Genomic DNA, 13,904 nt, shown 5'->3' on the forward strand with positions numbered 1-13,904 from the left:
AAACTTTGAAAAAAAAACATATTAACCCAATACAATACAGATGAACAGGAGACAGTTTGTAAGAAACGCCGGTTTAACTACAGCAGCTTTTGCAGTAGTTCCAGATAAAAATTTGTTCGCAGCTAAAGCAGATGAGAAGATTAAAGTGGCCATGATTGGCGTAGGTTTGCGTGGCCAAAATCACTTGGATTTATTGCTTAAAAGAAACGATGTAGACTTGGTAGCTATTTGCGATGTAAGTGATAAGATGCTGGAAAGAAGCAAAGCCATAATTGCGAAAAGCGGAAAACCAATGCCAAAGATTTTTACAGGTGATGAAAATGCTTGGAAAAAAATGTTGGAAACAACAAAAGGCCTAAAAGCGGTTGTAATTTCTACTCCTTGGGAACTTCATAAACCAATGATTTTAGGAGCTATCGATTCAGGAATTAAATATGTTGCAACGGAAGTAATTTTAGGAATCAATTTAGAAGATCATTGGGACGTAGTACATGCTGCAGAAAAAAATAATGCACATGTAATGATGCTTGAAAATGTATGCTACCGCCGTGATGTATTAGCCGCTTTAAACATGGTTCGTCAAGGTGTTTTTGGTGACATGTTGCATTTTCAAGGTGGATATCAACACGATTTACGTGAAGTTAAATTTAACGATGGCGTGAATCCCTATGGTCATGGTGTAGAATTTGGCGAAAAAGGATTCTCTGAAGCGAAATGGCGTACAAATCATTCCGTATATCGTAACGGCGATTTATATCCAACCCATGGAATTGGTCCAGTAGCGAATTGTATCAATATTAATCGCGGAAACCGCTTCTTGAAATTAAATTCTTTTTCAACCAAAGCTATGGGATTGCATAAATACATTGTTGAAAAAGGAGGAGAATCGCATCCAAACGCAAAGGTTAATTTCCGTTTAGGGGATATTGTAACCACTACGATTGGCTGTGCTAATGGAGAAACCATCATTTTACAACACGATACCAATTCACCGCGCCCATATTCTTTAGGTTTTCGTTTTCAGGGAACAAAAGGATTATGGATGGATGTAAATAAAGGGGTATATGTAGAAGGTGTAAGCAAGCCGCATACTTGGGACGATGCAAAACCTTGGTTAGAAAAATACGATCATCCACTTTGGAAGAAATATGCGAGCGATGCGAATGGAGCTGGACACGGTGGGATGGATTTCTTTGTTATTCACGCATTTATCGAATCTGCAAAACGCAACGAGCCAACTCCGCTTGATGTGTATGATGCAGCTGCTTGGAGTGCTATCACTCCTTTAAGTGAGCAATCAATTGAAATGGGAAATGCGACGATAGAATTCCCAGATTTTACCGGCGGACAATGGATGCATAGAAAACCAGTGTTTGCCCTTAACGACGACTATTAATCCTTATTATTTAGTAAATCGGAAAAGTGCCTTCTTTTGAAGGCGCTTTTTTTTAACACCAGAAATTCGCCCCCTGACTTTCGGACATTCCGACGGTGTTTACTTCCGAAGTACTTTATGCACCATTCAAAAACAGTTTTTATACACGATTTTGTTCCGACGGCGGAGGAATCTCCTATAGGGGAGTTCTTTTAGCTCCGTAACAAAGAACAACTCATCCTGCTATCTTATAATCAACTAGCCGTAATTAATATCCATCATTGAGATTCTTCACATGCGTTCTGAATGACAGCAATTTTTATAATTTGCACTACACTACAAATGTAGCCAAACCTTATAATTCCTAACTCCGTATGCGCTGTGAAAAACCTCTGTGCACTTTGCCATAAAATAGAAATCACATCATCATGACAATTTGATTTTCGGCTAAGGCAAGCATATTCCTATCTTGGCAGAAATTTTTAAAAATGATAGCCATCTACAGCATTCTATTTATCATCTTGCTTTTCTTTTTTATTCTGCAATTGCCGGTATTTGGTGCATTTCCGAAAGGTACACGGTTACAAGCCATTAAACAGTTAGCAAACTATAAAGATGGTGCGATACAAAATCTCAGCGTTACCTTAATGAAACCTGAAAATGTAAGTTACTTTACCATGTTTAAAGAATTTTTTACGGGTAAAGATGCCAATAACATCCCGAAAAAGGCCCTGCCTTTTGTTCAGCCAGAAATTGATGCCCTACAGCAAACTACTGCGCCCGAAATTATTTGGTTCGGACATTCCTCTTATTTAATAAAGGTAGCAGGCCTGCGCGTATTGGTTGACCCGGTATTTAGTAGTACGCCATCACCTTTTTCATTTTTAGGAAATAAAGCATTTAAAGGAACCCAGTTTGCAGAGGCAGAAGATTTTAAAAATATTGATGTTTTAGTGCTAACACACGATCATTACGACCATTTAGATTACCAAAGTGTACTGAAAATTGCGCCTCAATCAAAACAAATTGTCACATCATTGGGGCTTGGTGCACATTTAGAAAAATGGGGTATTCAATCCGCTAAAATAAAAGAACTTAATTGGGGGCAATCGATTAATTTGTTTGATTCTTTAACCTTTACCGCAGTACCAGCACGCCATTTTACAGGACGTACGTTTAAAAGAAATCAAACCTTATGGTCGGCTTTTGTTTTGAAAACGATAAATGCTAGTTTGTTTTTAGGCGGAGATTCAGGATACGATACGCATTTTAAAGAAATAGGAGCGCTGTACGGTCCTTTTGATTTGGCACTATTGGAATGCGGACAATACAACGCTTATTGGCCAAACATTCATATGTTTCCGGAAGAAGTGGTGGAAGCTGCAAAAGATTTAAAAGCCCGTGTATTGATGCCTGTTCATTGGGGGAAATTTACGTTGGCAATGCATGCCTGGGATGATTCGGTTAAACGGGTTACTGCAGAAGCTGCTCGCCAAAATTTTCCGATAGCAACACCAAAATTAGGAGCCACTTGGGTTGTAAATAGTGCTTTGCCTACAGAAAAATGGTGGGAAAACACATAAGAATGAACATTTTACCTTGTTTGTTGTTTATCTGAGGTAAAGCATTTTTATGAAAACAGAATTAATCGAAATTTTTCAAAGTATACGTGCCTATCTTCAGCCGTATGCTACCCGTGGATATGCTGTTGATATCGATTCGGAACAGGAATATGTGTTGTTGAGTGAAAAAAATATCTTGACCGACAAAGGTAAAATTACGGAACGTTTCTTTGCGGGTGTTTACATAAACGAGGCAGAAGTTGAAATAAAACTAAACGCTGCAGACATCCAATCGGAACAAAAGGAGTGGAAACGGTTGAACGAGGACGTAATCGCCATTTCATTGAGTAGCCTTGATAAGAAACAATTGATGGAGATTGAAAATCTAATTGAAATTATTCACACGAGATTTAAAGAAAAAGAATGGATTTAAACTGAGTATCTGTAAATTTGTGCCAGCACAAAAGCAGTATATTCGTTTAAGTTTTTCAATTTGCCACATTCTACAGCAAGTAATACGAGCAATTTAGTTGTATGGCAAGATGCCTTTTTGGGTGTTTTTGCAAAACATGGTTTGTCATTAGCTTATGCGAATGACCCTGTTTTCACTTTGGTGATCTTTCATGAAAAGGCGCTTGTGGTGCATTTGGTTCCCCTTCATAATGCGTTTACACCAGATCAATTAATCGCACTGCAAAATCAATATCAGCTTTTAAATCTAAAATTGGTTCACCTCTGGGAAGATGTTTGGTGCACGCGTCAAACACAGGTAATTGCGCGGATTAAATCCCTTTTAGGCATTAATGAACGGATCCACGGAAGGAAAACCAAGGTTCAAAAAATTGCCAAACCCATGGCTGATGCATTCTTGAACGAAAACCATTTGCAGGGAGCGGTTAGTAGTCGGTATAAATACGGACTTTTTTTGAAAGATGAGTTGGTGGGAGTGGCAACATTTTCTGCTCTGCGGAAGATGAAACATTCAGAAGATTACAAATCAGCCGAATTAATCCGTTTTGCGATTAAAAGCGGATTTTCAATTACGGGTGGTTTAAGTAAATTATTATCGACCTTTATTGATCATTTACAGCCCAACGATATCATGAGTTATGCCGACCGCGATTGGGGTGCAGGAGAGGCTTATTTAAGGCTTCAGTTTGGGTATGTGGCGAGTATCGCGCCTCAGCTGTTCCTGCTGGATGAATCCCTGCATCGTCGTTTAAAGAAAGAAGCTGTAACCGATAACATAGAAGTGTTTAACACAGGGAGTTTAAAATTTATTCTCAAAACTTAAAAATGCATTATAATTCACTGTTTATTTTAGGCGCAACTGCCTCTGGTAAAACAAAGTTGGCCGTAGCCATTGCTCAGCACCTGCAGGGCGAAATTATAAGCGCAGATAGCCGCCAAATTTTTAAGCGCATGGATATTGGCACGGGTAAAGATCTAACGGAATACCGCATCGCGGATGAAATCATTCCCTATCATTTAATCGATATTTTAGAACCAGGTGAACGCTATCACGTAGATGCTTTTAAAAATGATTTCTTTACTGCATTTGAGCAAATTCAAACCCGTAAAAAGCTGCCGATTGTATGCGGTGGTACAGGTTTATACCTCCAAAGCGTTCTGCAGAATCAGCCATATACCGCTGTGCCAGTAAACGATGATTTACGGAATATCTTAGAATCCCTTGATAAAGAAAGCCTGATAGAGCGGTTGTACACGTATCCTGCGGAGCAGATTAAACACGTCGATTTGGATTCGAAAAAACGAATCATCCGTGCGATTGAAATTGCAGAATACCTCCAGGAGTATACCTTGATCGAAGTGCCACGACCAACCATTCATCCACTTGTTATTGGTTTGAAGAATGAGGTGACACTGACGCGTAAGAAAATCTTAAATCGTTTAGAAGCGCGCTTTGAAGCCGGAATGATTGAGGAAGTAGCCGTTTTATTAAAAGAAGGTGTTCCCGAAGAAATGCTGGTTTTTTATGGACTAGAATATAAATTTATTGTGCAATATCTGAAAGGCGAAATGAGTTTAATTGTGTTAAAAGAGAAATTAGGCATAGCCATTTGTCAATATGCCAAACGCCAGAATACGTATTTTAGGAAGATGGAAAAAGACGGTATTCGTATTAATTGGTTAGATGCTTCGTTGGACATTAACCAGTTAAAACAACAGGTTTTGCAAATGGTTTTAAGATAAAATATTTAAACGGTTAGTTGTTGATTAGTAGTGTTTTATGTGTTGGTTCTTGTTTTTTGTGTCTTTTTGGCATCCGATTTGTAAATGGTAGTGTAAATAACCTATGATTTATAAATAAATACATCTACATGAAAAAAATCACAAAACTAATGACAACAGCAGCAGCTGCAGTTGCTTTATTTTTTACTACAAATGCACAGGCCCAATCAAATCACAAATTAGGAATCGGCGCAACAGTAGGTATACCTACCAGCGATGCATACAGTGTTGCGTTGGGTATCGATTTACGTTACCAATTTGATGTTGACAAGCAATTGTCAATTCCGGTAACAGCGGGTTATACCAATTTAAATGGAAAAGAAATAGGTAATACGGGAGTTGATTTTCCGGATTATGGATATGTTCCTTTAAAAGTGGGTGCTAAATACTTTTTTAATCCTAGCGGTTCCGGTCTTTACGGTTTAGCTGAGTTGGGTGCAGGTTTTGGAACAAATGAAGGTTCAGGCACCTCTTTCGTTTATTCGCCTGCAATTGGATATGCTTGGAGCAACGGCTTAGACTTAGGAGTTAAGTACGAAGGATTATCGAGAAATAGTTCAAATACCGGTTTCGTAGGTCTTCGTTTAGCCTATGGATTTGCATTGTAAGAAAAGACAATTTATTTTCAAAGCTCACGCTTATGCGTGGGCTTTTTTTTGTTTTAAAGTCTATTCAATTTTACCCCTAGCTTTGTTTCATGCTGTTTACCAATTATCTATTTTGTCTTGTTTATAGTGGTCGTTCGATAAAAAAATAGAAATTTCATTATAATTAAGTAATTTTTTAAATCTTTGGTTTTTTTTGTGCTTTTTTAGTAATTAAATTCTTATTTTGAGCCGAAAACCAAATACAATGAAACGAATATTTGCAATTGCACTAGTCGGTACCTTAATGGCCTGTAATCAGGTAAACAAACACAGTGATGAACATGCCGATACTACCCATCAAGATTTAGTTGCTACCAATGCGGTAGCGGTAAGCTTTAAAGATGAAAAAACACAAACGTTATTTGCACAGTACGAAGATTTAAAAAATGCACTGGTAAAGTCAGACTCTGTTCAGGCAAAGCAATTTGCAAGCTCTTTAAAGCAAAGTTTAGATATCTATCCCGAAGCAGGCAAAATTGCTTTATCAGCAGATAGCATTGCCAATACAACGCAATTAATCGCTCAGCGCAAATCATTTACAAACGTAAGCCAAAGTTTAATTACCTTGTTTAAAACGAAAGAATTGAGTCAAGGCGTAGTGTATATACAACATTGTCCAATGGCCAACAAAGGCGATGGTGGCGATTGGTTGTCTTCTGCAAAGGAAATTCGTAATCCATATTATGGGGATGAAATGCTGGAATGCGGTAGGGTAGTGGAAGAGATAAAATCCAAATAAAAATCAACTGGAAAGATAATGGGATTGTTACGCGTTTTTTGACGAATAATTCACATTTATTTAACAGTTTTGCTATGCGCGAATATTAAATTTTACATAACTTAGGAAGCTATAAACACAATACAATAATATGTCAGATATTGCAGAGATAAAAGTTGACGGTAAGACAATAGAATTGCCAGTAATAAAAGGAACAGAGGATGAAAAAGCCATTGATATTTCTAAATTAAGAGATACAAGCGGTTTAATCACCTTAGATGCTGGTTTTAAAAATACGGGATCTACTAAAAGTAAAATCACGTTTTTAGATGGAGAGAAAGGGGTTTTAAAATATAGAGGGTATTCTATTGAGCAACTTGCCGAAAAATCAAGTTTTTTAGAAGTAGCATATCTTGTTATTTATGGTGATTTACCTACACAAGCACAATTAGATGCTTTTCAAGCCGAAATTAGTCAGCATACACTGATTCATGAGGATATGAAGAAATTTTTTGATGGTTATCCGTCAAAATCGCATCCAATGGGTCAATTAGGTTCGTTAATATTCTCTTTGTCAACTTTTTATCCAGAGTGTTTAGAGCAAAATCAAACGGCTGAACAACAAAATTTAACCATCATTAAATTGCTGGCTAAATTACCTACAATTGTAGCATTCATTTATAAAAAATCTTTAGGACATCCACTTATCTATCCTAAAAATAAATACGATTACGTAACCAATTATTTATGGATGACTTTCGGGCAACGTACCGAAGATTATGAAGTAAACCCGGTTGTAGTAAATGCAATGAACAAATTGTTGATTCTGCATGCTGATCATGAGCAAAATTGTTCTGCTTCAACCGTTCGTATTGTAGGTTCATCGGATTGTAATTTATATGCCTCTATCTCAGCGGGTATTGCAGCTTTGTGGGGCCCTTTACATGGCGGTGCGAATCAAGCGGTAATTGAAATGCTTGAGCGTATTAAAGAAGACGGTGGTGATACTGAAAAATGGATTAAGAAAGCAAAAGATAAAAACGATCCATTCCGCATGATGGGCTTTGGTCACCGTGTGTACAAAAATTTCGATCCACGTGCTAAAATTATTAAGAAAGCTTGTGACGATATTTTAGAGAATTTAGGTATTAATGATCCTGTATTAGAGATTGCTAAAAAATTAGAAGAAGCAGCTTTAACAGATCAATATTTTATCGACCGTAAATTATATCCGAATGTAGATTTTTATTCAGGTATCATTTACCGTGCTTTAGGTTTCCCATCTGAGATGTTTACTGTATTATTCGCTTTAGGACGTTTACCAGGATGGATTGCTCAATGGAAAGAAATGAAAGAAAATAAAGAGCCAATTGGTCGCCCACGTCAAGTTTATGTAGGAGAAGTAGACAGAGAATTTGTCGATATAAAAAATAGAAAATAATAGAAATCCCCGATGAAAATCGGGGATTTTTTTTATCTAAAATTATTTATTTTTTGTGTTAAACAGCTTAATTTCAGTTGTTTGTGTTTTGTTTTGTCTTTTTTGAGAAACAAAAATCCTTAACCGTGTGTTACTACTTCAAAATTAATTATTAAAGCATTAACACTATGGGAAATTTATTGTATTTGATCGCGGTAGTATTGGTAATATTATGGGTCATTGGTTTCATCTTTCACGGATTCGGTGATGTAGGAGGAATTATTCACGTACTTTTAGTAATAGCGGTAATTGCTATATTACTTAAAATCATCGGACGGGCAGCCTAATAAAAATCAAGAGCAATAAAAGTTCAGAAAAAATAGCATGAAATTAGAACGGGCAGCTTACTTCTTTAACAGAAGTTCTGCAAGTTCTAAATCGCTAGGATAGGTAATTTTAATGTTGTTTCGTTCACCTTCAAGAATATGAATAACATGGCCATTAGATTCTACTACACTGGCATCATCTGTAAAATGACTGTTAAACTCTTGTAAGTAAGCATCTTTTAAAACAGCTAATTGAAAAGTTTGTGGCGTTTGTACTAAGTAGATTTCATTGCGTGGTAAAGCTTTCGATTTTTGACCACTTAAGCTGCGTACACTATCGCTTGATTGAACTGCTGCAATAGCATTTCCATTTTCAATAGCTGCTTGAAAGCACCGATCAATTAATTTTTTGGATATTAATGGGCGTACGGCATCGTGAATGGCTACGTAACCGTCTTCTTCAATTAATTGAATAGCGTTTTGTACGGAATGAAAACGTTCTTTTCCTCCCGCTACTACAGTGTGAGGAACATGAAATTGAAATTCGGTACAAAGTCTACTCCAGTAGGCGTGTTGCTCTTGGTTTAGAACGACAAAAATTTTGGGTTGTGACTCGCTTTGGGCAAATGCTTTAATCGTGTGCATCATAACCGGAAGATTATGGAGCAGCAAGAATTGTTTGGGAGTTTCTGTTTGCATCCGATTGCCAGAACCGCCTGCTACAATAATAGCGTAGTATTTCATGTTCGGATAAAACAAGTTAAAAAATATGGAGCGTTTGTACAACGCTCCATATTTTTGATGCAATTAGATAATTAGCATGGCATCGCCATAGCTATAGAATTTGTATTTTTCTTTTACTGCAACTTCATACGCATTCATTACGTTCTCGTAACCACCAAAAGCACTAATCATCATCAATAAAGTTGATTCAGGTGTGTGGAAATTCGTAATCATTGAATTTGCGATACTAAAATCGTATGGAGGGAAGATGAATTTGCTAGTCCAATCATTTGCAGCTTTTAATGTTCTGTTTGCAGAAACAGCTGATTCAATTGAACGCATTGATGTTGTACCAACAGCGCATACTTTTCTTTTCTCTTCAATGGCTTTGTTTACAATATCAGCATCTTTTTGTTCGATGATAAATTGTTCCGAATCCATTTTGTGTTTGGTTAAATCCTCTACCTCAACGGTTCTAAAAGTACCTAAGCCCACGTGAAGGGTAACTTCAGCAAAGTTAATACCTTTTAACTCCAAACGTTTCATTAATTCACGACTGAAGTGTAAGCCTGCCGTTGGAGCTGCTACTGCACCTTCGTGTTTCGCGAAAATGGTTTGATAACGTTCTTTATCTTCAGCAGTTGCTTTACGTTTAATGTATTTTGGAAGCGGAGTTTCACCTAAAATTTCAACGTTTTTTCTAAATTCTTCGTCCGTACCTTCAAATAAGAAACGAATGGTGCGGCCTCTAGAAGTGGTATTGTCTACTACCTCAGCAACCAATAAATCATCGTCGCCGAAGTAAAGTTTATTGCCCACACGAATTTTACGCGCAGGATCAACTAATACATCCCATAAGCGTAATTCTTTATTTAATTCGCGCAATAAGAATACTTCAATTGTTGCACCAGTTTTTTCCTTGTTTCCATATAAACGAGCAGGAAAAACTTTGGTGTTGTTTAAGATCATTACGTCTTGATCGTCGAAATAATTTAAAACGTCTTTAAATATCTTATGTTCAATTTTACCGCTGTCTTTATGTAAAACCATTAAGCGCGCTTCGTCACGTTGTTCAGAAGGGGTATGGGCAATAAGAGACTCTGGTAAGTTGAATTTGAATTGTGATAATTTCATTCCTGATGAATTTTTTGAGGTGCAAAAATACGAATTTAATTTTTCTTTTTGGTATTTTATCTATTTCAATTATAGATATTCGAAATATGGGTATAAATTAATACAAAAATTTGACTTTTCAAGCGTCAACGATGAATAACATGTCGTATATCTTAGTTGAATCAAGAATATTTTTTTAGTTTTGAATCTAGCTGTAACGAATCCCACTTGTTGGTGTCTAAACTGTAATTATGATAATCTTTAGGTTAATAGGCGAGAGTTTCCGATTTGCATTTGATGCATTACGCCAAAATAAAATGCGAACCATGTTGTCTTTATTGGCAATTACCATCGGTATTTTTACCATTATAACGGTTTTTTCGGCCGTTGATACCTTTAGAAATAAGCTACAGGCCAGCGTGGATAAATTGGGTTCAAACACTATTTACATCCAGAAATGGCCATGGAGTTTTGAAGATAATTATCCATGGTGGAAATACATGAATCGTCCACAGCCCTCGTTGCGCGATTTTGACGAATTAAGAGAAAGGATGACGAACGCGCAGGGTATTACCTTTGAGGCATCAACAAGCAATCGTACAATTAAATATAGAAGCAATTCCGTAGAAGGAGTAGGTGTAAATGCCGCTACCTTTGATTTTAATAAAACATGGAATTTTGAACTTCAAGAAGGTCGTTATTTTACAGAAGGAGAGAGTAAATTAGGGGCGCCAATGGTCATTATTGGTGCGCAAGTAGCTGAGGGATTATTTGATTCGCAGCCAGCTCTTGGTAAACAAATTAAAGTAATGGGGAGAAGGGTTACTGTTATTGGCGTGTTTAAGAAAGAAGGAGAAGACATGTTTGGTAATTCTCTTGATAACCTTACTCTAATTCCTCTTAATTTAGCTAAAGGTATTTTCGATTTGCAAGATGAACGCTACAATCCGCAAATCACGGTACGGGGTAATGATAATATCTCCTTAGAGGAAATTGAAAGTGAATTGAAAGGTTTAATGCGCTCTATTCATCGTTTAAGACCTGGTCAAGACGATGATTTTGCACTGAATAAAACAACGGTAATAACCAACCAATTAAATAAAATGTTTGATGTTGTAAATCTAGCAGGTTGGGTAATTGGAGGTTTTTCTATTTTGGTTGGAGGATTTAGTATTGCGAATATCATGTTTGTTTCGGTAAAGGAGCGTACCAATATTATCGGTATTCAAAAATCGCTTGGCGCTAAAAACTATTTCATTTTACTTCAGTTTATTTTCGAATCGATCTCGCTTTGTCTACTAGGAGGGGCTTTAGGTTTAATCTTGGTTTATTTAACAACCGTGGTAATTAAGCTGGCTTTGGATGTTCAGATATTGCTCGGATTAAATAACATTGCCTTAGGCGTAACAGTTTCTGTGATAATTGGCGTAATTTCCGGTTTTTGGCCTGCATATTCTGCTTCCAGATTAGATCCTGTTGAAGCCATTCGATCGTAGTTAAGAATCTTAAAGTTTAATTTGAAGGGATAATTTATATACGTCGTATGCTACTTTTTGGATAAGATTAAATTGTTCGGGAACAAGGTCTTCGCCTTTTTTAATAGCGGTAGCAGCCTCGTTCAAGCGAATCAATGGAACATTTTCTACGGTATTGATACCTTCCTTTAAGTTATTAGCAGCAATGTCTAATAAGTATTTGGTATTATTTGATATAGGTTTTAAATGGTCGAAATTTTCGAACGTAAAATCATGTTCCTTGTTGTATAAAGAAAGCGTGGCAATGTAAGAGGATAAATGGTGGTTTAAGGCTGAAAACTGATGTACCTCTTTGATAAACAATTGTTTGCTTTTTGGTTCGGCAAACATTCGTTGAAAAAGTGAAGCTAAATTGGCGGTGCTTACATATACTTCTTTGCGCGCGAGTTTATACTCGGTACGGTTATAGTTTTGACCAAAATACAAGCCAGCCACTTGATTGTAATAGTCATGATTGGCCTGAATCACATCTAGCATAGCTTCTTTCAGGTTTTCGTATTCCCAAGTTGGAAAAAGTGAATAACTGGCCAGTAGGGCAATTCCAGAACCAATGAAGGTGTCGTAAATGCGTTCTTGAGCCAATGCGATGGTACCCATCCCCAAAAAGTCAAAAAGGATTAAAATGTAAGGAGTCATAAATAATACACTTACAACATAATTCTTGCGCTGAAAACTATAACAACCAATCATACAAATGAGCAAAATCACAAAAAGTGTATGACGATCGTGCACATATGTTACCACGCCCATCCCCACAAATACGCCGATGGTGGTGCCGATTAAACGCTGGTAGTTACGCTCTTTGGTTAAGCTAAAACCGGGTTTGGAAATCACCAAAATGGTTAATAAAATCCAATAGCTATGTGAGAAATTTAAAATTTGAGATACTATATAGCCCAGCAGCATAACCACCGTTACGCGCAAGGAATGACGAAAAGTAGAAGAACTGTACGTCAGGTTTTCGGTGAATTTGCTAAAATCGAAACTTTGATGGGTGATGAATTTCTCGGTATCCACTTCCGTTTTCCCTAAATCTTTACTGCTTCTTAATTTAAAATAGCTGGAAATGGTTTTTACTCTTGACAGGATATTCTCGATATTAACTTCTATATTCTTCAAGGCAATAATGCCTGATGTGCTAAATTCGCTGTTGGTGTTGTTGTGCTCCAGTGAATTGATTTTGATTTTTAACCGCTCCACTTCAATCAATAAGCGTTTCGATATTTGAGGCTTTCCACCACTTTTTAAGGCAAATGAAATATCATCTAAGGCATAGGAAATTCGTTTTATAGCCATTTCGTAATTAGAAAGAATGCCTATTTTATCAAATTGATCGTGCAATTGTTGGTAATTGTAATAGGTCGACATCACTTGTTCAAACAAATCGACCATGTCTACAAAAACGAGCAATAAAAAACGTCCTTCAGGGGTTGTATCACGTACAATTTCGCGCGTTTTAAAGAGCAATTCGCGTACGGCATCTTGTTTTTGGTGCACGGTGGCCTGCAGCTGAATTAAATCGGCATAGGTTTTATCATAGTTGTTATCTTGTCGATAGAATTTTGCCTTTTCTCGTAGAAATTCAGCAACCTCAAAAATGGAATCGCTTAAAGCTTGCTGAACGACACGAAAGGGGCGTAGGCGGTAGACAAAATAGCTTAAGCCAGTGTACCAAATACTTCCTGCTAAAATAAATAACGCATATTTTAATACATCTCTCCAAGGACGTATATCATCGATACTAAGTACCATGATGAGTAAAACGGCGGTTCCGATAGAGGCTGCACGTACGCCATAAACGTAAAACATCGAGAAAATAAAGCAAGATACCATCAACAAACAGCCAATGAAAAAATGATTCTTGTTGGTTAATCCCGTAAGGATAGAAAAAATAGTAATTAAGACAGTGGTAATAAGCATGGCGTTTAACCGATGTCGCATAGGACCTGGACTGTCGACAACACTGATGCAAAGGGCGCCTAACGACAAAGTCATGCCGTATTTGAGCAAACCGAATTGCGCAAAAATGAGCGAAGGAAGTAAAACACCGATGGTGATACGCAAACCATCTGCAAAATAGGTGCTTAATAAAAAATCCTGAATGCTTCTGATCGGTTGCTTGATCTCCATACCACAAATTTACTATAATGCTATAAGTTTTTTTCTTCTTTTTAATTTAAGTTTTGAACCAAATCACACTTTTTACGAGAAAGTTCCGACTAAAAGGAATGT

13 protein-coding genes are annotated in these 13,904 nt (G+C 37.0%); 10 read left to right on the top strand and 3 right to left on the bottom strand.

Annotated features, from left to right (window positions below; genetic code table 11):
- The first annotated feature begins 40 nt into the window (after positions 1-40).
- The 9 genes from ACJVDK_RS03745 (at position 41) to ACJVDK_RS03785 (ending at position 8,322) form a co-directional block, all read left to right on the top strand.
- Entirely contained in the window at positions 41-1,396 is a 1,356-nt protein-coding gene (locus ACJVDK_RS03745; RefSeq protein WP_443938951.1) for a Gfo/Idh/MocA family protein, read from the top strand.
- A gap of 467 nt (positions 1,397-1,863) precedes the next feature.
- Positions 1,864-2,958, top strand: coding sequence for an MBL fold metallo-hydrolase (locus ACJVDK_RS03750; RefSeq protein ID WP_443938952.1), 1,095 nt, complete (start codon positions 1,864-1,866; stop codon positions 2,956-2,958).
- Between the two features lie 49 nt (positions 2,959-3,007).
- Positions 3,008-3,370 (top strand): hypothetical protein, encoded by a 363-nt coding sequence (locus ACJVDK_RS03755; RefSeq protein ID WP_443938953.1) that lies wholly within the window; start codon positions 3,008-3,010, stop codon positions 3,368-3,370.
- Positions 3,371-3,430: 60 nt separating this feature from the next.
- On the top strand, positions 3,431-4,231 hold the full coding sequence (locus ACJVDK_RS03760) for a Mom family adenine methylcarbamoylation protein (protein WP_443938954.1): 801 nt from the start codon (positions 3,431-3,433) through the stop codon (positions 4,229-4,231).
- A 2-nt stretch (positions 4,232-4,233) separates the two neighbouring features.
- Positions 4,234-5,151 carry a tRNA (adenosine(37)-N6)-dimethylallyltransferase MiaA gene (miaA, locus tag ACJVDK_RS03765; RefSeq protein ID WP_443938955.1) on the top strand — a complete coding sequence of 306 codons (918 nt, stop codon included), beginning with the start codon at positions 4,234-4,236 and terminating at the stop codon, positions 5,149-5,151.
- Positions 5,152-5,279: 128 nt separating this feature from the next.
- Positions 5,280-5,798: an outer membrane beta-barrel protein gene (locus tag ACJVDK_RS03770; protein WP_443938956.1), complete on the top strand. Its 519-nt coding sequence runs from the start codon at positions 5,280-5,282 to the stop codon at positions 5,796-5,798.
- Between the two features lie 244 nt (positions 5,799-6,042).
- Positions 6,043-6,576 carry a DUF3347 domain-containing protein gene (locus tag ACJVDK_RS03775; protein ID WP_443938957.1) on the top strand — a complete coding sequence of 178 codons (534 nt, stop codon included), beginning with the start codon at positions 6,043-6,045 and terminating at the stop codon, positions 6,574-6,576.
- A gap of 130 nt (positions 6,577-6,706) precedes the next feature.
- Positions 6,707-7,996, top strand: coding sequence for a citrate synthase (locus tag ACJVDK_RS03780; protein ID WP_443938958.1), 1,290 nt, complete (start codon positions 6,707-6,709; stop codon positions 7,994-7,996).
- A 167-nt stretch (positions 7,997-8,163) separates the two neighbouring features.
- Entirely contained in the window at positions 8,164-8,322 is a 159-nt protein-coding gene (locus ACJVDK_RS03785; RefSeq protein ID WP_443938959.1) for a lmo0937 family membrane protein, read from the top strand.
- 57 nt (positions 8,323-8,379) lie between these two features.
- Here the strand turns inward: ACJVDK_RS03785 and ACJVDK_RS03790 are convergent, their stop codons facing one another.
- Together ACJVDK_RS03790 and queA are read right to left on the bottom strand one after the other, a co-directional pair.
- On the bottom strand, positions 8,380-9,045 hold the full coding sequence (locus tag ACJVDK_RS03790) for a 2-C-methyl-D-erythritol 4-phosphate cytidylyltransferase (protein ID WP_443938960.1): 666 nt from the start codon (positions 9,043-9,045) through the stop codon (positions 8,380-8,382).
- Positions 9,046-9,108: 63 nt separating this feature from the next.
- On the bottom strand, positions 9,109-10,158 hold the full coding sequence (gene queA / locus ACJVDK_RS03795; RefSeq protein WP_443938961.1) for a tRNA preQ1(34) S-adenosylmethionine ribosyltransferase-isomerase QueA: 1,050 nt from the start codon (positions 10,156-10,158) through the stop codon (positions 9,109-9,111).
- Between the two features lie 230 nt (positions 10,159-10,388).
- On the opposite strand from queA, the gene ACJVDK_RS03800 reads away from it, so the two are divergent.
- Positions 10,389-11,633 carry an ABC transporter permease gene (locus tag ACJVDK_RS03800; RefSeq protein WP_443938962.1) on the top strand — a complete coding sequence of 415 codons (1,245 nt, stop codon included), beginning with the start codon at positions 10,389-10,391 and terminating at the stop codon, positions 11,631-11,633.
- Between the two features lie 9 nt (positions 11,634-11,642).
- On the opposite strand, the gene ACJVDK_RS03805 is transcribed toward ACJVDK_RS03800, so the two are convergent.
- Positions 11,643-13,802 (bottom strand): FUSC family membrane protein, encoded by a 2,160-nt coding sequence (locus tag ACJVDK_RS03805; protein ID WP_443938963.1) that lies wholly within the window; start codon positions 13,800-13,802, stop codon positions 11,643-11,645.
- Between the last annotated feature and the right edge of the window lie 102 nt (positions 13,803-13,904).

The organism is Pedobacter paludisoli (assembly GCF_052344095.1).
In the GTDB taxonomy this organism is placed as follows: Bacteria; Bacteroidota; Bacteroidia; order Sphingobacteriales; family Sphingobacteriaceae; genus Pedobacter.